This window comes from Rhodobium gokarnense, from assembly GCF_025961475.1.
Classification (GTDB): Bacteria; Pseudomonadota; Alphaproteobacteria; order Rhizobiales; family Rhodobiaceae; genus Rhodobium; species Rhodobium gokarnense.
This window is the reverse complement of record NZ_JAOQNS010000005.1, coordinates 304,764-325,594: the sequence shown is the minus strand read 5'-3', so window position 1 is coordinate 325,594 and position 20,831 is coordinate 304,764. Positions and strand designations below refer to the sequence as shown.

Below are 20,831 nucleotides of genomic sequence, written 5' to 3'. Positions count from 1 at the left end.
GTTGAGAAATCAGTCGTCGCCGTTGCCGGCCTTCCGGGGTGGGGTGCCGGGCTTCGGCATCTTGTCGGCGAGCCTCAGCAGGATGCGCGGCTGGCCGGGCCGGCGCTGTGCGCTCGGCGGCGCCGCGGTCGCGACCCGCTTGGCCGGACCGTCACCGCGCCAGCGCGCGATCAGGAGATTGGCGTTCTCCGGCGTCAGCGAGCGGTGGTAGAGCGTCAGCTCGGTGAACCGCTCGACCGACGTTGCCGCCGCCGCCACGGCGTGGAGATAAATGTTGAAGGCCGGCTTTTCCGGAACGCCGATGGCGACCAGCGCGACGGCGAGCGCCTCGCCGTCGGTATCGTCGAGGATGCGGGCGGCGAGGTCGCCGCGGATCTGCAGCCGCTCGGTGAGTTCGCCGACAAGCTCCCGCCGGTCCTTGGCATAGGCCGCCGCCATCAGCCGTTCGCCGGCCTCCGCCGCCGCCTTGTCGGCGTCGGCCTTGTTGCCGTTCTGGGCCTGTTGGCCGCCGGACTTGCGCTTTACCTGCCGGCCGATGGCGGCATTGGTGGCGGCCGTGATCGCCGCCTTGCGCTCGGCCTGGGTGAGGTCGAAGAAATGGTCCGCGAGATCCTCGAACGAGGTGAAGCGCAGCGGCGGCTGCTCTTCCGCCAGGTCCTCTGCCGTGGCCAAAGGCGTGTCCTCGTCGTCCGATGCCTTGGTCCCGGTATCGACGGTGTCGTCGTTCTTCTCTTCCGGATCTTCCGCCGCCTCCGGCGCAATGTCCGCCGTGTTTTCGCCGGCCGCCGCCTTCGGGGCAATCGGCCCGAGGAGGTCCCGGATCGTCTCCGGCAGGTCTTCGCGACCCGCGAGAGTATCGGCCCAGGCGCCGCCCTTTTCGGCGATTTCGGCAAGCTCTGCCTCGCCGAGCGCATGGGAGCCGAGGATGACCGGCCGGGCGATGTCCGGCTCGTCGAGCGCCAGCGCCCGCATCAGGTCGCGCGGCGCATCCCGGCACGGCGTCAGCCGCTCGGCCACATAGCGCCGCGTCTCGGCCGGGCACTCGGCGATGAGATGGATGCAGAGTTCGCCCAGTTGCCGGACCTCGCCCTCGCTGTGGGTGTCGAGTGCGGCGAACAGGTCGACGGCGATGCGCAGCAGCGCGGCGGCGCGTTCCGAATCCTTCGCGCTGACGAGCAGGTCGAAACCGTCGGGGGGAGGGGTCATGGCACTGGGCTCATTTGGCTTGAAAATGTATCAAATCGCGGTGGCGCCGATGGTCGGTCAAAAGCGTTAGCAACCTGTTAACCTTGCCGGGTGATTAATGCCCCAAGCGCTTCGCGTCCCGTCCGCCGGGCCCCGGAAAAGGCCGGCTCGGGCGAGAAACGCTGCATACGGACCGATCGTGGACATTTCGTTCGGGTCCCCCAACCGGTTCCCGGGCGAAACAACCGCCAAGGAGGTCGGAATGGGCACGATCCTGCAGTTTGTGGCATCGCCGCAGTACCGGCACCGGCCGCCGAGGACGGTTCCGGGCGAGAGCGGGAGCGTCTTGATCTTTCCGGGCGTGCGTATCGAACGCTGGGAGAAGAAAACATCGGCCCCCTGCCGCAAATGCGCGGCAAAGCCGAAGACGGACGCCGATCCCGCGACGTGGCGCTGAGCCGCGGCCGCCAGTTCCGAAAGTACGACAAGGAGTTCCCGGTGCCGCAGGTGTTGGCCCCGCGCGGCAGGACGTGTGCCGTTCTCGCCGCCGCGATCGTAGCGATCGCACTTGCCGGCTGCGCCCGGCCGAAAGGTGATTTCGGCCGTGCCGAACGCACGGTCGTACACGACCAGATGATGCCCGCCGTCGGCAAGGTGATGGCGCGCGGCCGCGAGGAACCGGTCTCCGACTTCAACTACACCGACGACGAGCGCGAATTCCGCGACCGCACCTGGTCCATCGTCCGCCCGATGCACGCCCGCGACTGGCTCGCCGCCAACAAGGCCGAACTGCAGCGCACCCGGATCGTCGGCGAGGTCGACCGCACGCTCGATCCGGAAACCTATTACAAGCTCCTGCGCTCCGACCGCTACCAGTCGAGCGAGGCCCGCTACGAGCGCGTGATCCTCGACATCCGGTCCGACCAGGACCTGCTCGATCCGTTCTACGCACTGTTGCTGAAGGTCCAGGCCGCCGACGCCGAGCGCATCCGCGTCGCCCGCGCCTCAATGTCAGCGACGCCGAAGGAGCGCCACGACGCCCGCGCGCGGGTGGCCGAAAACCGGCAGCTCCAGGAGTGGGCCTGCCGATCCCTGCGCTTCCGGCTGATTGCCTATCGCAACGCCATCGACCGGCTGGAGATCGAGACCCCGTCGAAGCGCCTGTTCGAGGCCAACACCGCCTGGCGCCGCCTTGCCAGCGCCGTCAAGGCCTGCGCCACCGCCGGCACGGCCTCGGCCCAGCGCGTCGCCGCCGAAGAGCGCCCCTCGCGCTTTGCCACCGGCGGCTGGGGCACGATGACAAAGCCGCAGCAGAAATAGGGCGGATCAGAACGGCCGGATCTCGCAGCGCGCGGCATCGAGGCCGGCGCGGATCTCCGGCGTCAGCGTGGTGTCGCCGTTGAAGACGTGCAAGAGCGCGAAGCCCTGCATGTCATCGGTCTCGATGATCAGGATGTCCTGCAGTTCTTCCGGCGGGTTCTCGCGAATGATCGCGAGCTGGTCCGGCGTCAGCACCAGCATGTCGAGATCCTTGGTGGCGACGGACCGGTCGTTGATCGAGAAGATGTTTTCCCCGCGCCTGTTGTAGAGCGCCACCGACCAGTAGGTGTCGGGCAGTGCGGCGCGCATGCGCACGGCGCCCGTTTCCAGCGAATAGCGGCACACCGCGTGCTCCATCATCGGATCGAGCATCGGGATGTGCACCGCGTCGTCCTCGGCGTCGGCCCTGATCCTCAGGAACCGGTCGAGCGGCGCGATGTCGGCGATCCGGCTCCAGGTGTCCTGCGGCGCGAAGGCCGGCACCTGCAGGACGCTGACGATGTGGATGATGCCGGCCAGCATGATGCCGCCGACGGCGAACAGCAGGGTGCGGATCACAGGCAGGCCCCCCGTTCGATCTTCGGCATTTCCAGCTCGATCATCGTCGAGCCGCTGGTCACCGGCGTGTCGTAGAGCCTCATCACCATGCGCAGCCGTTCGGTGTCGCGGATCGGAAACCAGTTGCCGCTCTTGGCCGAGGTCGAGACGGTGATCCGGAACGAGCCGTCGGCCTCGCGCAGGACGTCCTTGCTGTGAAAGCCGATGCGGCCGCGCGGGTTGGCGGCCGAGCGCCAGCCGTCCTCCAGGATGGAGAGCGTCCACAGCCGCGCCGGCGGCGTGTTGCCGGCGATCACATAGTCGCATTTGCCGGTCAGGAGGTTACCGGCGCTGTCCCGGTCGGCGATCAGCGCCAGGCCCTCGCCGCTGCCGAGCGCGACCTCGCCGGTGCGCGCGAATGCGGCGGCGGAGTAGGGGTCGGCCTCAGGCGTTCCGGCATTGGGCGAGGCGATCCAGCCGCCGATGGCAACGGAATCCACCAGATGGCCGTTCTCCACGGCCAGATAGGCCGAGCCGAGGCCGAGGCCGACGCCGAGGACGATCGCGCCGAACAGTTCGAGCACGAACCGCACGGGTCGGATCCTGAAGGAGCGGATCCGGAAGGAGGGCAGGGACGGCATCTTCAGCTTCACGGCTGCGAACGCTCCGCGAAATGGACCGATGAAGAAACGGGTAACGGCATGCCCATCGGCCGGCGTCTCATTGCGTCTGTCTCGTTGCCGCCGAGCCGTCCTCGTGGCCGGCGATCACGGTCATGCCGGGGCCGGTCACCCGCATCGGCTTCAGCACCGCCTGGCGGCTGTCGGCCCGGGTGATGTTTGCCCGCATCAGCCGCTCGATCTCGGCGAGCACGTCGCGCGACTTCTGCGGCAGGCTGAAATTGCGCAGGCCCCCGCCCTCGGCCCCGTCGCCGCCGCTGGCGACCAGAGCCGGTTCCTGGCCCGGCTCGTCGATGTTGTCGCCGAAGCCGGGCATCGACTTCAGCTTCACATTGGCGTGGGCGACCTTCATGAAGGCGTTCCAGGTCATCGCCGGCAGGCTGCCGCCGGTCAGCCGCCGCGTCGAAGTGTAGTCGTCATTGCCGAACCAGACCGAGGCGACGTAGTTGCCGGTGAAGCCGATGAACCAGGCATCGCGATAGGCCTGGGTAGTGCCGGTCTTGCCGCCGGCAAGGATGCCCTCCAGCCGGGCCCGCCGGCCGGTGCCGCGCTCCACCACCTGGGTCAGGATCTCGGCGAGTTCATGCACCTTGTCGGGCGGCATCACCTGTTCGCGCCGCGGCCCGTCGCGCTCGCGTTCCCAGACCACGTCGCCGCTGGAATTGAGGATGGTCTGGATCGCGTAGGGCGTGGCCTTGCGCCCGCCATTGGCGATCACCGCATAGGCCCCGGCCATGTCGAGGGCGGTCACCTCCGAAGTGCCGATCGGCAGCGAGGCGTCGTTGCGCAGTTCGGAGCGGATGCCCATGCGCCTGGCCGTCTCGATGATGTTCTTGCGGCCGATCTTCAGCGACAGGCGCACCGGAATGGTGTTGATCGAGCGCACCAGCGCATTGGTCAGCGTCACCGGTCCGGAATAGGAGCGGCCATAGTTGCGCGGCGACCAGCGGCCGATGGTGATCGGACCGTCGCGGACCACGCTCTTGGGCGAAAAGCCGTGCATGAAGGCGGTCAGATAGACGAACGGCTTGAACGAGGAGCCCGGCTGGCGCAGGGCGTCCGTCGCCCGGTTGAACTGGCTGGAATCGTAGTCGCGGCCGCCGACGATCGCCCTCAGCGCCCCGTCCGGCTCCACCACCACCATCGCCGCCTGCTTGACGCCATAGGGCCGGCCGTACTGGCGCAGCGACGATTCCACCGCCTCGTCCGCCGTCTTCTGCAGGTCGACGTCGAGGGTCGATCTCACCGTCAGGACATGGTCCGGCCCCGGCGCGATGCGCTTGATCTCGTCGAACACGAAATCCAGGAAATAGTCCGGCAGTTCCTGCTTGGAGCGGTCGACGACGCTGGCCGGATTGCGCCGGGCGCCGATCACCTGGCCCTCCGTCATGAAGCCGGCCTCGACCATGTTGGACAGCACCTCGTTGGCGCGGGCCCGCGCCGCCGGCAGGTCGATATGCGGCGCATAGCGCGTCGGCGCCTTGAACAGGCCCGCCAGCATGGCCGCTTCGGGAAGGCTTATGTCCTTAACGGATTTGTTGAAATAGAACTTGGAGGCGGCCCCGACGCCGAACGCGCCGCCGCCCATATAGGCGCGGTCGAGATAGAGCTTCAGGATCTCGCGCTTGGTCAGGTTCGCTTCCAGCCACATGGCAAGGAAGGCTTCCTTGATCTTGCGCTGCAGGGTCCGCTCGTTGGACAGGAACAGGTTCTTGGCGAGCTGCTGGGTGATCGACGAGCCACCCTGGACGACGGTGCGGGCCCTGACGTTTTCCAGAAGCGCGCGGAAGGTGCCGATGACGTCGATGCCGAAATGGTCGAAGAACCGCCGGTCCTCGGTCGCCAGTGCCGCCTTGACCAGATAGTCGGGCAGCTCTTCCAGCGGCACCGAATCGTCGAGCAGCATGCCGCGCTTGCCGACCTCCTTGCCGTAGCGGTCGAGGATGGTGATCGAGTAATCCGCGGTCGCCCGCCAGTCCTCGCGCGTCTCCTCGAAGGCCGGCAGCGCGAAGGCGAGCATGACGACGGAGCCGGCCATGCCGAGCGTGAAGGCTTCAGACAAAAGTTCGTTGGCGCCGCGGGCCGGGCCGCGCAGCCGGAACCGGCGCATGAAGCGCGCGTAGCCGGAAAAGGTGCGCGACAGCCAGTCGCCGATCCGCCACACCGTCGTGTCGATGAAGGCGTCGGCGGCCAAAAGCCGCGCGGAAAAGCGCTTGCGCGGACGTTTCGCGGGGGCGTTGTCTGGTTCGGACACGATGCTGTTCCGTTTTCGTGCGCCAATTCCTGAAGATGGCCGATGGCCGAACAGGGTCGGCTGGACTATGTAACCGTCTTGTCGCCGCGAGCAAAGACCGTGCCGTGACGGTTTCGGAGCCGTGCCTCGGATGAAAGAAAAAGCGATTGGAGCGTTAAGGTCAATGGCCGTATCCGATGTTTCTTATCCCCGCCCTCTTCCATTCTGGGAGGAGAAGGCGCTGGAGGAGATGAGCCGGGCCGAGTGGGAATCGCTCTGCGACGGCTGCGGCCGCTGCTGCCTCAACAAGCTGGAGGACTACGATACCGGCGAGATCGCCTGGACCGACGTCGCCTGCACGCTCTTGGACGACAAGACGTGTCGGTGCCGGGACTACGAGAATCGCACCAGGGTGATCCCCGACTGCGTACCGCTCGATGCCGCGACGGTCCGCACCATCGCCTGGCTACCCCCGACCTGCGCCTACCGCCTCATCGCCGAGGACCGGGACCTCTACTGGTGGCACCCGCTCCTCTCCGGCGACCCGGAAACCGTCAAGCTCGCCGGTATCTCCGTCGAAGGCAAGGTGATCTCGGAGGACGAAATCCCCGTCGAGGAATACGAGGACCGCGTCGTCACCTGGCCGGAGGAGGAGGGGTAGGGGACGCGTAGCGCCCGATCCGTTCGCTGCGGTCGTCCCCCCCTATCGGATGGCGGGAAACGCCAGATATCCCAATTATTTCCCTGCTTCCTCCGCCTTTGCCCCCCGCATCGGCGCCCGGCTGAGGTCGTTGACGGCCTCCACCGCCTTCGCCAGGAGGCGCATGAACTCGGCGGCCTCGTCCTCGCTCAATCCCCGCAGCATGATCTTTTGCGCCGCCTCCACCGCCGGCGCGATTTTCTCCAGCACCGCTTCCCCCTCGGCGGTGACGTGCAGCTCGTGCGCCCGCCGGTCCTTCGCGCTCGCCCGGCGCTCCAAAAACCCCTTATGCACCAGCCGGTCGACGACGCCGGTGATCGTCGTGCGGTCATAGGCAATGAGCCCGGCCAGCGTCTTCTGGTCGATGCCGGGCGCGGATCGGGCGGCCGCCAGCGCGGCGAACTGCACCGGCGTCAGGTCGGAGCCGGCCGCCCCCACCTCGGCCTGGAACACGGCGACGGCCACCTGCTGGAACCGGCGCACCAGATGTCCCGGCATTTCATCGACGTCTCTCACCGCTTTCCTCCGATTTCGCGCATCAGCTTAGAATCGTTTTGACAAGTGTACTGATAATCAGCATACTGAGTAAATATTTCGCCGCCGGAGACGTTTTGCGCCCGGCGGCCCGATCGACAAACCGACCGGGGACATCCCGGCGACAGCAAAAACCATCGGGCGGGGATAACCCCAAGGTTCGGGAAAATTTCGGAGGAGACCACCATGCAATTCCATCTTAACGGGTTCAAAGCCGGCGATCCGACCGTTTCCGCGCCCGCAGAGGGCGCCCTTGAGGGCGATGACGTCGCCGCCGCCGCGACCGCGGCGTCTCCCGCCGTGCCGGAAGAGGTCGACGTCCTCGTCGTCGGCTCCGGGCCCGCGGGCCTGGCGCTCGCCGCCCAGCTCTCCCGCTTCCCCGACATTAGGACCTCGCTCGTCGAACAGAAAGCCGCGCCGATGGAGCTCGGCCAGGCCGACGGCGTCGGCTGCCGCACAGTCGAGATGTTCCAGGCCTTCGGCTTCGCCGAAAAGCTCCTCAAAGAAGCCTACTGGGTCAACGAGACCACCTTCTGGAAGCCGGACGGCGCGAACGGCAACGCCATTTCCCGCAGCGACCGCATCCAGGACGTTGAGGACGGGCTCTCCGAATTCCCCCATGTGGTCCTCAACCAGGCCCGCATCCACGATTTCTATCTGGAGGTCATGAAGAATTCGGCGAACCGCATGGAGCCCTACTATTCGCGCCGCCTCGTCGACCTGACCGTCGACCCGGCCGGCGGCGACTTCCCGGTCACCGTCCAGCTCGAGCGCCTCGACGCCGGCCATGAGGGGCGCGTCGAGACCGTCCGCGCCCGCTACGTCGTCGGCTGCGACGGCGCCCGCTCGGCGGTCCGCAAGTCCCTCGGCCGAGAGCTGAAGGGCGATGCCGCCAACCAGGCCTGGGGCGTCATGGACGTGCTCGCCGTCACCGACTTCCCCGACATCCGCATGAAGTCGCTGGTCCAGTCGGCCGAAGAGGGCAGCATCCTGATCATCCCGCGCGAGGGCGGCTACCTGGTCCGCATCTATGTGGAGCTGGACGAGCTCAACGAAAACGAGCGGGTCGCCAACCGCAACCTCACCGTCGACCACCTGATCGCCGCCGCCAACCGGATCCTCCGCCCCTATACCCTCGACGTGAAGGAGGTTGCGTGGTGGTCCGTCTACGAGATCGGCCACCGCACCACCGACAAGTTCGACGACGTAAAGGACGGCGAGGACCGGCTGCCCCATGTCTTCATTGCGGGCGACGCCTGCCACACCCACAGCCCGAAGGCCGGCCAGGGCATGAACGTCTCCATGCAGGACACCTTCAACCTCGGCTGGAAGCTGGCGGCGGTGCTCCAGGGCCGGATGGCGCCGACAATCCTGCACACCTATTCGGCCGAGAGGAAGGCCATCGCCCAGGACCTCATCGACTTCGACAGCGCCTGGGCCCGCATGCTGAGCGCGCCGGTGAAGTCGCCGGAAAACCCGGACGGCGTCGACCCGGCCGAGATCCAGAAATATTTCCAGAAGGGCGGCCGCTACACCGCCGGCGTCGCGACCCGCTACAAGCCATCCGTGTTGACGGGCGAGGGAACCCACCAGCACCTCGCCGAAGGCTTCCAGATCGGCATGCGCTTCCACTCCGCCCCGGTCATCCGCCTCGCCGACGCCAAGCCGATGCATCTCGGCCACGTCATCGAAGCCGACGGCCGCTGGCGCCTCTTCGCCTTTTCGGACGCCGGCGACCCGGCCGCCGAGACCTCAAAAATCCGCACCCTCTGCGACTTTTTGGAAAACAACCCGGCCTCCCCGGTCGTCAAATACACGCCGAAGGGCGCCGACCTCGACGCCGCCCTCGACGTCCGCGCCATCTTCCAGCAGGGGTTCCGCGACCTCGCCATCGACGCCATGCCGTCCTTCCTGAAGCCGATCAAGGGCCGCTACGGCCTCACCGACTACGAAAAGTGTTTCTCACCGGACCTGAAGTCCGGCGCCGACATCTTCGACATGCGCGGCATCGATCGGGCCGAGGGCGCCCTCGTCATTGTGCGGCCGGACCAGTACGTGGCGCATGTGCTGCCGCTGGATGGGGTCGAGGAACTGGCGGCGTTTTTTGATGGGGTTTTGTTGGCGGAGTGAGGCGCGCGCAATGTTGAACGCGGCAGCGAAACGGGACTACCGCCGAGAACACTGCTTTTGTTGAGTTCTCTCTGGATCCGCCCATCCTCGCGAAGGCAGAAAATTCGATGTAGACTCTTTCAACTCGCGATGAACGCTGAGTATCTTAGATACTCTTTGTGAGGGTGTCAGTTTTGTCGGGCTGCGGAACGCCTCATCTGGTTTTGGAACTGTATTATCCTCAACCAGAAATGTAAGATTGTGCAACTTTCCATTTTCAAGGATTGGAGTTCGTAGACATGCGAAAGCGCATTTTCTTCAATGTTGGCTGGATGGAAAAATACCAAGGATTGAAAAACTGCGATGATGAATTGAAGGGTGGGGGGCGTTATCCAGAGGAATTCGGAGAAGGCGGCGAGGTGAACAATTTTGGTTCTGCCCGCGACAAAAATGTGTATGGGCATGTGGAAACTAGTATTCCCGGTAGAGACCGCAGGATAAACATTGAAGAGCTTCTTGGTGCGGAAAAAGATTCTCAAAAAATAGATGGAGTTGATGTTTTTTGGACGGCGACGCATCCAACGGAGCGACGGCGCCGAGTAGTCGGATGGTATAGAAATGCCACTGTATATCGAGAGCGCCAAATTTTAAAGGAAGTAATCCAATCGAAACAGCATGTATTGGATGGTCGAGATAGCTTTATAACCGTTGCCTCTGCCGAAAATGCATTTGTTTTACCTCCAGCGCTTCGGACGCTTCGCCTCGGAACAAGAAAGGGTTGGATGGGGCACACACCATGGTGGGCGCCGGACCGAAAAAAGAATTTATCTAATAATGTAAAAATATTTTTGTCAAAATTGGATGGGTTGGTGGAGTTTTGGGAAAATACAGGGCTTATTCCCCCGGTTGAATCGCCATCACCGGCCCGCGACCCCGTGTGGAGGTACATTACTGAACAAGAAATTTTGATATCTCCAAAGCATAGCGAATTACAAAAGAAATTTACTAATTGGACTGCAGAGAAGGGAAATTTATCGATAGAAGAAGATGTTGATTTTGTGGACGTTCGTTACATTGACAAAAATAAGAATCTATTTTTATGTGAGATTAAACCTTGTGAAATTGGTCAAGTGCGATTTGCGATCAGGACCGCGATGGGTCAGCTTCTAGATTATTGTCAAAGAGAAATGGCAAAAGTGAAGAGGATAAAAAGTGCTACAAAGCCAAAGTTACTTATCGTATTAGAGCGGAAGCCTAACGAAGAAGACGAAAAGCTAGCGCTTTCGAATGGGTTTGGGCTAGCCTATCCCAAACAGCAGGGGTTCAAGATATCGTTTGCAAAGAATTAGTGCTGCACGGAAGTCAACCAAACGGCAGCTAGGCCATCTGGGAAAAGGAAAAAATTCCTTGACAGCGTGACGCTTCTTCGCTAGGGTTGTGCCATCGTCCGGCAGTTGCGGCTGCGGCGGCCTTTCCTAAGAATCCAGACAGGAACGCGGTGCCGGCCCTTGCCAGCGCAGCGCTCGCTTGCGTCCTCGGCGCCATCGACGGCATACCGCGCGGTGAGGGGCAATAGGCCCCGGCTCGCGGGCCGGGGTGACGACGGAGGGTTTGGCGGGCCGGTGTGTTTCAGTCGCGAGGGCGCTTAGGCTCCCGCGCTCCGCGCGCCGCCCTCTCGGCATCCTCGGTGTTCCACTCGCCAGTTGGTTTGCGATGTCGGCGCTGGAAAGCGCGGCGCCAAGCTTGTGCGTTTGCGCTGGAGCGGGCGAGGGGCTTTTGGGAATAAAGGCGGGTGACCCGCTGCGCATGAGGCACGTATGGCCTGCTGAGCTTTGGGTTCGGGCGCTCCGCGCGCCCTTCGCTCTCCCGTCACCCCGGGCGGAGCGAAGCGCAGACCCGGGGCCTATTGCCCGCCTCGGCACGGTATGCCATCGCGGTCTGGCTTCCGCTTTCGCCAATGCTCTTCTCCGCCACTGACGGCATACCGGATGGTGAGGTGCAATAGGCCCCAGTCCAAGAACCGTCATGTGGCCGGGGTGACGACGGAGGTTTGGGCGAGCCGGAGTGTTTCGGTCGCTAGGCGCCTTGCGGCGCCGGCACCGATTGGTGCGGCGCCATACTTGCGTGGGAGATGGAGCAGGTGAGGGGCTTCTAGGAATAAATGCGGGCGACCCGCTCCGTTGAGGCCTCGATGCCCTGCGACGCTTGCGGCCCATGCGCCCCGTTCGCCCTTCGCTCTCCCGTCACCCCGGGCGGAGCGAAGCGCAGACCCGGGGCCTATTGCCCGCCTCGGCACGGTATGCCGTCTAGGATTGGGCGTGACGGTCGCGAATGCCCTGCGCCGCACCAACGACATACCGCGGGGTGAGGGGCATTAGGCCCCGGATCAAATCCGGGGTGACAACGGAGGTTGGGTTGGCGGGAGAGACCAACCACTAGCAGTCGAGCGCGCTGGGCTCAGCATGGATTGCCGCGTCGGCCTGCCCAGGCTCGCGTCACGCGCCGCTCCCCGTCCTTTGGACCCTCGCAATGACGTTGAAAACATAAGCGAATTCGTCATTGCGAGCGGAGCGAAGCAATCCAGAAGCGGCGCTTCGGCAGATCGCGGCCTCTGCGGCCAGACGACAGACAAAACAACCAAGGGCGGGTCGCGGAAACGCGGCCCTTTTTTGATGACCGACACGCCCGAAAAAGATCCGCCCGACGACGGCGCGCAGGAGCCGCCCGGCGCCGACCCGCCCGACGCCGACGCGCTCCGGCACCAGGCGCGAAAGCTCTATGAGGCCGGGACGCTCTCCATCGCGGAGACGTGCGAGACCTTAAAGATTTCCCGCAGCCGGCTCTACCGCTGGGTCAGGGCCGGCAACTGGAAGCGGCGCTATGACGAGCCGCGCCGGGCGGGAGCCAAGGTGGAGGCGGGCGACCAGGAGCGCCGCATCGCCGCCCTTTACCGCGCCTATGAGCGCGAGGTGGAGGAGATCGAGCGCCGCTTCGCCGAGCCGTCCACGACCCGCACGACCGGCAAGGCCGACGACGCCTCCGCCCGCAAGATCGCCGCCCTGGTCCAGACCCTTGCCAAGCTGAACGAGCTCGATGCCGCCACAAAGAACGCCTCCGGCACCGACGACGCCTCCGGCGACATTGAGGGCCTTCGCAAGGAGCTTGCGCGCCGACTGGCTCGCATGCGCGGCGGCGGGAAAGAGTGACGCCAGCGCTGCCGAGCTGCTGGCCGGGCTCGCGCCCGCCTTCCTGGAGCTGTTCAACCACGACTGGGATTTCTGGGCCCGCGACGACCAACTCGCGCCCGAAGGCGACTGGCTGACCTGGCTGATCCTCGGCGGCCGGGGCTCCGGCAAGACGCGGGCGGGGTCGGAGTGGGTCCGCACGCTGGCGCTCGGCACGCCCGAAAACCCGGGCCCCCGCGCCGGCCGCATCGCGCTCGTCGGCGACACCTTTGCGGACGTGCGCGAGGTGATGATCGAGGGAGATTCCGGGCTGCTGGCGGTGCATGGCAATGCCGAGCGGCCCGAATGGTTCCCCTCCCGGCGCCGGCTGGAATGGCCGAACGGGGTCATCGCCCACGCCTTTTCCTCCGACGATCCGGAGGCGTTGCGCGGGCCGCAATTCGATGCGGCCTGGTCCGACGAACTCGCCAAATGGCGCTATGCCGAAAGGGCCTGGGACATGCTGCAATTCGCGCTGCGGCTCGGCGAGCGGCCGCGCCAGGTCGTGACGACGACGCCAAGGCCGATCCCGCTGGTCAAGCAGTTGCTGGCCTCGCAGGGAACCGTCGTCTCCCGGGCGGCGACGCGCGAGAACCTCGCCAATCTGGCCCCGGGGTTCCTGGAGCGCGTCGTCGGCCGCTACAAGGGCTCGCGCCTCGGCCGTCAGGAGCTCGACGGCGAGATGATCGAGGACCGGCCGGACGCCCTCTGGCGCCGGGAGATGTTCGATGCCTCAAGGGTCGAGCGCCCGCCCGATCTCGGCCGCATCGTCGTCGCCATCGACCCGCCGGCCTCCTCCGGCGCGCGCGCCGACGCCTGCGGCATCGTCGTCGCCGGCCGGGCCGCGGACGGCGCCGCCTATGTGCTGCAGGACGCCAGCGAGCAGGGCCTGAGGCCCGCTCAATGGGCCTCGCGGGCGATCGAGCTCTACCACCGCTTTGCCGCCGACAGCCTCGTTGCCGAGGTCAACCAGGGCGGCGAGATGGTCACCCAGGTGCTGCGCGAGGTCGACGCGACGATCCCGGTCATCGCCGTGCGGGCCACGCGCGGCAAGTGGATCCGCGCCGAGCCCGTCGCCGCCCTCTACGAGCAGGGGAGGGTCCGCCATGTCGGCGCGCTGCCGAAGCTTGAGGACGAGATGTGCGATTTCGGCGTGGAGGGGAGGGCGAAAGGCCGCTCGCCGGACCGGGTCGATGCCCTCGTCTGGGCGCTGACGGCCCTGATGCTCGATACGTCCGGCGCCCCGCGTCTCCGGTCCTTCTGAATTTCGCAAAATCCGATAAAGGGACTCTCCCGATGGCCCTCTTTTCCCGCCTGCGCCCGAAAAACAGGGGCGCGGACGCCGCCGCCATATCCCCTCAGGTGCCCGAGGCGAAGGCGTCCCGCACCGGCCCGCTGATCGCCCTGTCGAGTGCCGGCCGCCCGGTCTGGACGCCCCGCGACTACGCGGCCCTTGCCCGCGAGGGGTTCTCGCGCAACGCCGTCGTCTATCGCTCGGTCCGGATGATCGCCGAGGCCGCCGGCTCGGTCTCCTGGCTGTTGCACGACGGCGCCCGCGAGTTCGACGCCCATCCGCTCCTCGACCTTCTCGCCCGCCCCAATCCGCGCCAGTCCGGCAATGCGTTCCTGGAAGAGGTCATCGGCGCGCTGATGATCGCCGGCAACGCCTATGTGGAGGCCGTCGGCCTCGACGGCGACGTGCGCGAACTCCATGCGCTCCGCCCCGACCGCATGAAGGTGGTGCCGGGAACCGACGGCTGGCCGGCGGCCTATGAATACACCGTTGCGGGCCGCACCGTGCGCTTCGACCAGGTGGGGTCGACGCCGCCGATCCTGCACCTTTCCCTGCACAATCCGACGAACGATCATTACGGCTTTCCGCCCATCGAGGCGGCCCAGGTCGCCATCGACATCCACAACGCGGCCGGAAGCTGGGCCAAGGCGCTCCTCGACAATTCCGCCCGGCCCTCCGGCGCCCTCGTCTACCAGGCTCGCGAGGGCGGCAACCTGACGGAGGAACAGTTCGAGCGCCTGAAGAAAGAGCTGGAGGAGGGCTTCGCCGGGGCCGGCAATGCCGGCCGGCCGCTGCTGCTGGAAGGCGGGCTCGACTGGAAGCAGATGGGCCTGTCTCCCCAGGACATGGATTTCATCGAGGCCAAGAACCTCGCCGCCCGGGAGATTGCGCTCGCCTTCGGCGTGCCGCCGATGCTGCTCGGCATTCCCGGCGACAACACCTACGCCAACTACCGTGAGGCGAGCCGCGCCTTCTGGCGCCAGACCGTGCTGCCGCTCGTCCGCCGCACCGCGTCCTCCCTCAGCGCCTGGCTGGCCCCGACCTTCGGCGAGCGGCTGAGGCTCTCCGCCGACCTCGACGCCATCGAGGCGCTGTCGGGCGAGCGCGAGGCCCTGTGGCGCCGGGTCTCCGCCGCCGACTTCCTCACCGACGACGAAAAGCGCGAGGCCCTCGGCTACGGCGCGCGCAAGGCGGACTGAGCGAAACTCCGATCCTTCGAAAAACGGATAGAAAAATGACGAGCGCGGATCCTTTCGGGCGCGAGGTGAAGTTCGCCCGCGCCGACCTCACCTCGGTTGAGGCCGACGGCAGCTTTTCCGGCTATGCCAGCCTCTTCGGCCTCATCGACCTCAACCGCGACCTCGTCGAGCCCGGCGCCTTCGCCGCCAGCCTTCGCGCCCGCGGGGCCGCCGGCATCAAGATGCTCTACCAGCACGACCCGGCCGAGCCGATCGGGGTGTGGACCGAGGTCGCCGAGGACGGCACCGGCCTGTTCGTGCGCGGCCAGCTCATGACCTCGGTCGCCCGTGGCGCGGAGGTGCTTGAGCTGATGCGCGCCGGCGCGCTCGATGGCCTTTCCATCGGCTTTCGCACGGTCAAGGGCCGCAGCGAGGCCCGCACCGGCATCCGCCGGCTCATCGAAATCGACCTTTGGGAGATCTCCGTCGTCACCTTCCCGATGCTGCCCGGCGCCCGCGTCGCTTCGGTGAAGACGGCGACAGGGACGCTCCCGACGAGACGCGAACTGGAACGCTGGCTCACGCAGGACGCTGGGCTGACGCGAAAGGCCGCCCGCGCGCTCCTCACCGGGGGCTACCGGGCGCTCACCGGCACGCCGGACGCTGCCGACACCGCCGAAGACCGGCTCCGGAGCGCGCTGCTCCGGGCGACCCGACACCTGCAAACCACGAGGTAATCCGAAATGCCGACCCCCACCGTTCCGGCGACGGCGCGCCCGTCCGCCCCCGCAAGTGCCCTCGAAATGGCCGAGGCCTTCGAGGACTTCATGGCCGCCTTCGAGGCCTTCAAGGAGACCAACGACCGGCGCCTTTCCGACCTGGAGCGCCAGCGCGGCAGCGACCCGCTGACGGAAGAAAAGCTCGACCGGCTGAACCGCTCCCTCGACGACCAGAAGCGGCTCATCGACGGCTATCTGATCAAGTCCCAGCGTCCGCGCCTCGGCTTCGAGCGCGGCCGCACCAGCATCGCCGGCCTGGAGCACAAGGCCGCGTTCGACGCCTATGTCCGCTCCGGCCGCGACGACGGCCTGCACCGTCTTGAGGAAAAGGCGCTCTCCGTCGGCTCCGACCCGGATGGCGGCTATCTGGTGCCCGACGAGACGGAAACGGAGATCATGCGGCGCCTTGCCGAGGTCTCGCCGATCCGCGCCATCGCCGATGTGCGCCAGGTCTCGTCCTCCGTCTACAAGAAGCCGTTCTCGATCTCCGGCCCGGCCGTCGGCTGGGTCGGCGAGACGACGGACCGCACGCCGACCGCCGCGCCGACGCTCGACGAGCTGAGCTTCCCGACCATGGAGCTCTACGCCATGCCGGCGGCGACCGCGACGCTCCTCGACGACACCGCCGTCAACATCGACGAGTGGCTGGCGGCCGAGGTCGAGACGGCCTTCGCCGAACAGGAGGGCAGCGCCTTCGTCTCCGGCGACGGCGATGCCAAGCCGCGCGGCTTCCTCGACTACGACACGATTGCCGAGTCCAGTTGGGCCTGGAAGAAGCTCGGCTATGTGGCGACCGGCGTCGACGCCGATTTCCCGGCCGACACCCCGTCCGACATCCTCATCGACCTCGTCTACACGCTGAAGTCCGGCTATCGCCAGAATGCGCGCTGGGTCATGAACCGCAGCACGCAAGGGGAGCTGCGCAAGCTGAAGGACGCCGACGACAACTACATCTGGCAGCCGCCGGCGACGGCCGACGGCATGGCGACGCTGATGAACTTCCCCATCACCGAGGCCGAGGACATGCCGGACATCGCCAGCGACAAGATGGCGATCGCCTTCGGCGACTTCCGCCGCGGCTATCTCATCGTCGACCGCCTGGGCGTGCGCGTCCTGCGCGATCCCTATTCCGCCAAGCCCTACGTGCTCTTCTACACCACCAAGCGCGTCGGCGGCGGGGTGCAGGACTTCGATGCGATCAAGCTGCTGAAGTTCGGAACCAGCTAGGGCTTTGGTTTTTTGCGCTCACGGCTGAGCGCGGGCTTCGCCCGCTAGCCTCCGCGGGGGCGGCGCATCGGCGCCGGCGGCCGTTCGGCCTTGCGAGCCCGTTGGGCTCGACTTCTCGCTCACGCCAGGCTCGCTCCGCTCGCGGCTCCGCGGCGGCGGCCTGACCGGCCGGCGCCCGTTCGGCCTTGCGAGCCCTTTGGGCTCGATTTGTCGCTCACGGCCGAGCGCTCGCTTCGCTCGCTGGCCTCCGCGGGGCGGCGCATCGGCGCCGGCGGCCGTTCGGCCTTGCGACGCCTCGCGGCTTCGATCGGTGCTCCTTCTGCACGACACCCTCTGCCGTCACCCCGGGCGGAGCGAAGCGGAGACCCGGGGCCTAATGCCCACCTCGACACGGTATGCCGTTACGGGTCCGGACAGGGTCGAGAACCGCGCCATGGCTTCGTTCCACCAACCGACGACATACCGCGCGGTGATGGGCAATAGGCCCCGGGTCAAGCCCGGGGTGACGGCAGGGTGTTGGGTTGGTGGGAGAGGCAAATGCGTCAGCGACGGACCATGCCGAAATGCAAAATGGATTGCCGCGTCGGCCTGCCCTGGCTCGCGTCACGCGCCGCTCCCCGTCCTGCGGACCCTCGCAATGACATTGAAACTACTGAGAAAATCGTCATTGCGAGCGCAGCGAAGCAATCCAGGCGGCGGCTCGGCATGCGAATGCCCCAAGGCCATGCCGGAAACTATGCGGCGGGCGCCAACGGACCTCCCACCCACCGATCAGACCAACAACCGAACCAAACATCTCTCCCGTCCGGTCTCCTCCTCCCCGTGACCGCGACCGACTGGCGGCCCCTTTCCGGGGCCGCCGCCTTTTCCGGGAACCCTTTTAAATGCCGCAGACACTGATTTCCCCGCCGGCGGACGAGCCGGTGAGCCTTTCCGAGGTGAAGGACCATCTCCGCCTCGACGAGGATGCCGACGACGCGCTGGTCGAGAGCCTGATCGCGGCGGCACGCGCCCATGTGGAGCGGGTGACGAACCGCCGGCTGATGACCCAGGAATGGCGCCTGCAGTTCGACGCGGTCCGCGACGACGGCCGGCTCGACCTTGCCGTCTCCCCCGTCCTCAGCGTCGATGCGGTCCGCGTCTACGACCGCGACGGCACGCCCTCCGTCATCGACGAAGACGCCTATGAGGCCGACATCGTCTCGGTGCCCGCGCGCATCGCCTTTGCCGAGGGACTGCCGCGCCCCGGCCGCCGCCTCGGCGGCATCGAGGTCGACGTCACCGCCGGCTATGGCGCTGCGGCAACGGAGGTCCCGGCGCCGCTGCGCCATGCGGTCAAAATGCTCGTCGCCCACTGGTACGAACAGCGCCAGGCGGCGACCGACGATGCCGCCATGGTGATGGTGCCGCTCGGCTTTTCCGCGCTCGTCGCGCCCTACCGGGTCCGGCTCCTGTGACCCGGCCCCCGACCATCGGCGAGCTGCGCCACCGCCTGACCCTAGAGCGGCCGGAGCGCACGCCCGACGGCGCCGGCGGGGCGACGGTCTCCTGGGTGACGGTCGCCGACGTCTGGGCGGCGATCGCCCCGGCAAGCGCCAGCGAGACGGAGATCGCCGGCCGCCTCGACGGTGTCGTCACCCACCGCGTGACCCTGCGCCGCCGCGCCGACCTTGCCGGCGGCATGCGGCTCAAAGCCGGCACGCGAGTCCTGAAAATCCTCGTCGCCCACGACCCGGACGAACGCGGCCGCTGGACCGAATGCCTCGCCGAGGAGGAGCACCGATGACCCACGCCGCCTTCGCCCTGCAAAAGGCCGTCTATACGCTGCTTTCCGGCGATGCGGAGCTGACGTCGCTGACCGGCGGGTCCCGCGTCCATGACGGCCCGCCGCGCGACGCGGCCGTGCCGTTCGTGGCGCTCGATCCGGTCGTCACCCGCAACGCCGACGGCGACATCGCCCCGATCGAGGAGCACAGCCTGACGCTCGCCGTCCTCTCGCGCGGCGGCGGCAAGAAGGAGGTGTTCGCGATTGCCGAGCGCGTCGTCGCGCTGCTGCACGATGCGGACCTTTCCCTCGACGACCACCGGCTGGTCTCGCTGCGGTGCGAGCGCCAGGAGGTCCGCCAGCTCGCCGACAAAAAAAGCTTTCGCGGCGACCTGCGCTTTCGCGCCGTCACCGAACCGCTCACCTAATCATTCACGGAGACAATCATGGGCGCTCAAAAGGGCAAGGACCTTCTGTTGAAGGTCGACACCACGGGCGGCGGGTCCTTTGCCACCGTCGCCGGGCTCCGCACCCGGACCATCGCCTTCAACGCGGCAACGGTGGAGATCACCGATTCCGAATCCGCCGGCCGCTGGCGGGAGTTGCTCGCCGGCGCCGGCGTGCGCCGGGCCTCCATCACCGGCACCGGCATCTTCAAGGACGCATCGTCCGACGCGGCCGTCCGGAGCATCTTCTTTGCCGGCGACATCCGCGACTGGCAGGTGATCGTGCCGGACTTCGGCACCATCGAGGCGCCGTTCCAGGTGACGGCCCTGGAATATGCCGGCGAGCATGCCGGCGAGGTGACATACAGCATGGCGCTGGAATCCGCCGGCGCACTTAGCTTCACCGGGGCATAGGGGAAAAAAGATGGTCAACCGCCACCGCGGCGAGATCGAGGCTTTGCTCGACGGCCGCCCGCGCGTCCTGTGCCTGACCCTCGGCGCCCTTGCCGAGCTGGAAGCCGCCTTTGCCGTCGACGATCTCGCCGGCCTCGCCGAGCGCTTTGCGACCGGGCGCCTGTCGGCCATGGACCTCGTCAAGGTCATCGGCGCGGGGCTAAGGGGTGCCGGCGAGACGGTCAGCGATGCCGACGTCGCCAGGATGACCGCCGACGGCAGCGCCACCGGCTTTGCCCGCATCGCCGCCGACTTGTTGAAGGCCACCTTCGGCACCCGCGAGACGCCGGCGGGTGAGGGGGCATCTGATGGGTCGCCGGACGAAAACCCTCCGCCGCCGCGGCCGTAACGCCATCGGTCGCGGCGTTTCCCTGGGAAGCCGCGATGCGCGCCGGCCTCGGCCGCCTGAAGCTTGCCCCCGACGCCTTCTGGCGCCTCACCCTGCCGGAGCTTGCTGCCGCGCTGGAAGGCGCGTTCGGCACGGCGCCCGAGGGCCTTGCGCCGCCCGGCCGCGCCCGGCTGCAACGCCTGATGACGCTCTTTCCCGATACGCCCGCACAAGAACCTGCCCCGAAGGATGACTGACCATGGCCGGCCTCGACGACGACAAGGACCTGGACGACATGCGTGCGACCGCCGACGACCTCGCCCGCACCTTCCGTGAGCTGAAGACCCTTTCCAGTGGCTTTTCCTCGGCCCTGTCATCGGGCCTCAAGGCGGCGGTCGTGGAGGGCAAGAAGCTCGACACGGTGATGCGCGAGGTCGCGGTCGCCATTTCCGGCAAGCTCCTCGATCAGGCGCTGAAGCCGCTGACGGCAACGCTGGCCTCCGGCCTTGCCTCCGGCGTCACCGGCATCCTGTCCCCGACCGCCGGAACGATCACCCCCTTTGCCCGCGGCGGCGTCGTCGCAGCGCCCACATATTTTCCGATGGGGGAGGGCGGCACCGGCCTTGCCGGCGAGGCGGGGGCGGAGGCGATCCTGCCGCTGGCGCGCTCCCCCGACGGGCGCCTCGGCGTGCGCGCCGGGTCCGGCAACGGCGTCAATGTCACCTTCAACGTGACGACGCCGGACGTCGACGGCTTCAGGCGCTCCAAGGGGCAGATGGCGACAATGCTAGCCCGCGCCGTCGGACGGGGACGGCGCGGGCTCTGACACCAGGGCCGAC

At 66.9% G+C, this 20,831-nt stretch carries 21 protein-coding genes and 1 pseudogene; 17 read left to right on the top strand and 5 right to left on the bottom strand.

What is annotated here, in order from left to right:
• Positions 1-9: 9 nt before the first annotated feature.
• A complete protein-coding gene (locus M2319_RS11180; protein ID WP_264601536.1) occupies positions 10-1,206 on the bottom strand; it encodes a DUF2336 domain-containing protein in 1,197 nt (398 codons plus the stop codon).
• 241 nt (positions 1,207-1,447) lie between these two features.
• Between M2319_RS11180 and M2319_RS11175 the strand changes: the two genes are divergently transcribed.
• Together M2319_RS11175 and M2319_RS11170 are read left to right on the top strand one after the other, a co-directional pair.
• A complete protein-coding gene (locus tag M2319_RS11175; RefSeq protein ID WP_146610202.1) occupies positions 1,448-1,642 on the top strand; it encodes a hypothetical protein in 195 nt (64 codons plus the stop codon).
• On the top strand, positions 1,633-2,505 hold the full coding sequence (locus tag M2319_RS11170; RefSeq protein ID WP_264601535.1) for a hypothetical protein: 873 nt from the start codon (positions 1,633-1,635) through the stop codon (positions 2,503-2,505). The genes M2319_RS11175 and M2319_RS11170 overlap by 10 nt, the downstream gene beginning before the upstream one ends.
• 6 nt (positions 2,506-2,511) lie before the next feature.
• Here M2319_RS11170 and M2319_RS11165 read toward each other — a convergent pair whose 3' ends face one another.
• From M2319_RS11165 to M2319_RS11155, 3 genes are all read right to left on the bottom strand, one after another.
• Entirely contained in the window at positions 2,512-3,063 is a 552-nt protein-coding gene (locus tag M2319_RS11165) for a DUF1254 domain-containing protein (protein ID WP_264601534.1), read from the bottom strand.
• Positions 3,060-3,695 (bottom strand): DUF1214 domain-containing protein, encoded by a 636-nt coding sequence (locus tag M2319_RS11160; RefSeq protein ID WP_264601533.1) that lies wholly within the window; start codon positions 3,693-3,695, stop codon positions 3,060-3,062. Before M2319_RS11160 ends, M2319_RS11165 begins: the two co-directional genes overlap by 4 nt.
• A 67-nt stretch (positions 3,696-3,762) precedes the next feature.
• Entirely contained in the window at positions 3,763-5,976 is a 2,214-nt protein-coding gene (locus M2319_RS11155) for a transglycosylase domain-containing protein (protein WP_406682096.1), read from the bottom strand.
• A 163-nt stretch (positions 5,977-6,139) separates the two neighbouring features.
• Here M2319_RS11155 and M2319_RS11150 point away from each other — a divergent pair, with 163 nt between their 5' ends.
• Positions 6,140-6,616, top strand: coding sequence for a YcgN family cysteine cluster protein (locus M2319_RS11150; protein ID WP_264601532.1), 477 nt, complete (start codon positions 6,140-6,142; stop codon positions 6,614-6,616).
• Positions 6,617-6,691: 75 nt separating this feature from the next.
• Here M2319_RS11150 and M2319_RS11145 read toward each other — a convergent pair whose 3' ends face one another.
• Positions 6,692-7,153 (bottom strand): MarR family winged helix-turn-helix transcriptional regulator, encoded by a 462-nt coding sequence (locus M2319_RS11145; protein ID WP_406682104.1) that lies wholly within the window; start codon positions 7,151-7,153, stop codon positions 6,692-6,694.
• Between the two features lie 222 nt (positions 7,154-7,375).
• On the opposite strand from M2319_RS11145, the gene M2319_RS11140 reads away from it, so the two are divergent.
• From M2319_RS11140 to M2319_RS11075, 14 genes and pseudogenes are all read left to right on the top strand, one after another.
• Positions 7,376-9,319 (top strand): FAD-binding monooxygenase, encoded by a 1,944-nt coding sequence (locus tag M2319_RS11140; RefSeq protein ID WP_264601530.1) that lies wholly within the window; start codon positions 7,376-7,378, stop codon positions 9,317-9,319.
• A 278-nt stretch (positions 9,320-9,597) separates the two neighbouring features.
• On the top strand, positions 9,598-10,647 hold the full coding sequence (locus M2319_RS11135; RefSeq protein ID WP_264601529.1) for a hypothetical protein: 1,050 nt from the start codon (positions 9,598-9,600) through the stop codon (positions 10,645-10,647).
• A gap of 1,323 nt (positions 10,648-11,970) precedes the next feature.
• Entirely contained in the window at positions 11,971-12,504 is a 534-nt protein-coding gene (locus M2319_RS11130; RefSeq protein WP_264601528.1) for a helix-turn-helix domain-containing protein, read from the top strand.
• Positions 12,461-13,786: a DNA-packaging protein gene (locus M2319_RS11125; protein WP_264601527.1), complete on the top strand. Its 1,326-nt coding sequence runs from the start codon at positions 12,461-12,463 to the stop codon at positions 13,784-13,786. The genes M2319_RS11130 and M2319_RS11125 overlap by 44 nt, the downstream gene beginning before the upstream one ends.
• 32 nt (positions 13,787-13,818) lie before the next feature.
• Positions 13,819-15,015: a phage portal protein gene (locus M2319_RS11120; protein WP_264601526.1), complete on the top strand. Its 1,197-nt coding sequence runs from the start codon at positions 13,819-13,821 to the stop codon at positions 15,013-15,015.
• Positions 15,016-15,050: 35 nt separating this feature from the next.
• A complete protein-coding gene (locus tag M2319_RS11115; protein WP_264601525.1) occupies positions 15,051-15,731 on the top strand; it encodes an HK97 family phage prohead protease in 681 nt (226 codons plus the stop codon).
• A 6-nt stretch (positions 15,732-15,737) separates the two neighbouring features.
• Complete coding sequence (locus M2319_RS11110) at positions 15,738-17,000, top strand: phage major capsid protein (protein WP_406682095.1); 1,263 nt, start codon at positions 15,738-15,740, stop codon at positions 16,998-17,000.
• Between the two features lie 884 nt (positions 17,001-17,884).
• Positions 17,885-18,457 (top strand): head-tail connector protein, encoded by a 573-nt coding sequence (locus M2319_RS11105; protein ID WP_264601524.1) that lies wholly within the window; start codon positions 17,885-17,887, stop codon positions 18,455-18,457.
• Complete coding sequence (locus tag M2319_RS11100; RefSeq protein WP_264601523.1) at positions 18,454-18,786, top strand: phage head closure protein; 333 nt, start codon at positions 18,454-18,456, stop codon at positions 18,784-18,786. The genes M2319_RS11105 and M2319_RS11100 overlap by 4 nt, the downstream gene beginning before the upstream one ends.
• A complete protein-coding gene (locus M2319_RS11095; RefSeq protein WP_264601522.1) occupies positions 18,783-19,193 on the top strand; it encodes a DUF3168 domain-containing protein in 411 nt (136 codons plus the stop codon). Before M2319_RS11100 ends, M2319_RS11095 begins: the two co-directional genes overlap by 4 nt.
• Positions 19,194-19,211: 18 nt before the next feature.
• Complete coding sequence (locus M2319_RS11090) at positions 19,212-19,625, top strand: phage major tail protein, TP901-1 family (protein ID WP_264601521.1); 414 nt, start codon at positions 19,212-19,214, stop codon at positions 19,623-19,625.
• 10 nt (positions 19,626-19,635) lie between these two features.
• On the top strand, positions 19,636-20,013 hold the full coding sequence (locus M2319_RS11085; protein ID WP_264601520.1) for a gene transfer agent family protein: 378 nt from the start codon (positions 19,636-19,638) through the stop codon (positions 20,011-20,013).
• Between the two features lie 29 nt (positions 20,014-20,042).
• A pseudogene (locus M2319_RS11080) lies at positions 20,043-20,249 on the top strand (phage tail assembly chaperone); the annotation flags it as partial.
• Positions 20,250-20,251: 2 nt separating this feature from the next.
• A complete protein-coding gene (locus M2319_RS11075) occupies positions 20,252-20,818 on the top strand; it encodes a phage tail tape measure protein (RefSeq protein ID WP_264601519.1) in 567 nt (188 codons plus the stop codon).
• Positions 20,819-20,831: the final 13 nt, after the last annotated feature.

Coding starts and splice junctions, on each gene's coding strand:
- M2319_RS11180 (WP_264601536.1), bottom strand. CDS start 1,206: ATGACCCCTCCCCCCGACGGTTTCGACCTGCTCGTCAGCGCGAAGGAT.
- M2319_RS11175 (WP_146610202.1), top strand. CDS start 1,448: ATGGGCACGATCCTGCAGTTTGTGGCATCGCCGCAGTACCGGCACCGG.
- M2319_RS11150 (WP_264601532.1), top strand. CDS start 6,140: ATGGCCGTATCCGATGTTTCTTATCCCCGCCCTCTTCCATTCTGGGAG.
- M2319_RS11145 (WP_406682104.1), bottom strand. CDS start 7,153: ATGCCGGGACATCTGGTGCGCCGGTTCCAGCAGGTGGCCGTCGCCGTG.
- M2319_RS11140 (WP_264601530.1), top strand. CDS start 7,376: ATGCAATTCCATCTTAACGGGTTCAAAGCCGGCGATCCGACCGTTTCC.
- M2319_RS11135 (WP_264601529.1), top strand. CDS start 9,598: ATGCGAAAGCGCATTTTCTTCAATGTTGGCTGGATGGAAAAATACCAA.
- M2319_RS11130 (WP_264601528.1), top strand. CDS start 11,971: ATGACCGACACGCCCGAAAAAGATCCGCCCGACGACGGCGCGCAGGAG.
- M2319_RS11120 (WP_264601526.1), top strand. CDS start 13,819: ATGGCCCTCTTTTCCCGCCTGCGCCCGAAAAACAGGGGCGCGGACGCC.
- M2319_RS11115 (WP_264601525.1), top strand. CDS start 15,051: ATGACGAGCGCGGATCCTTTCGGGCGCGAGGTGAAGTTCGCCCGCGCC.
- M2319_RS11110 (WP_406682095.1), top strand. CDS start 15,738: ATGCCGACCCCCACCGTTCCGGCGACGGCGCGCCCGTCCGCCCCCGCA.
- M2319_RS11105 (WP_264601524.1), top strand. CDS start 17,885: ATGCCGCAGACACTGATTTCCCCGCCGGCGGACGAGCCGGTGAGCCTT.
- M2319_RS11095 (WP_264601522.1), top strand. CDS start 18,783: ATGACCCACGCCGCCTTCGCCCTGCAAAAGGCCGTCTATACGCTGCTT.
- M2319_RS11090 (WP_264601521.1), top strand. CDS start 19,212: ATGGGCGCTCAAAAGGGCAAGGACCTTCTGTTGAAGGTCGACACCACG.
- M2319_RS11085 (WP_264601520.1), top strand. CDS start 19,636: ATGGTCAACCGCCACCGCGGCGAGATCGAGGCTTTGCTCGACGGCCGC.
- M2319_RS11075 (WP_264601519.1), top strand. CDS start 20,252: ATGGCCGGCCTCGACGACGACAAGGACCTGGACGACATGCGTGCGACC.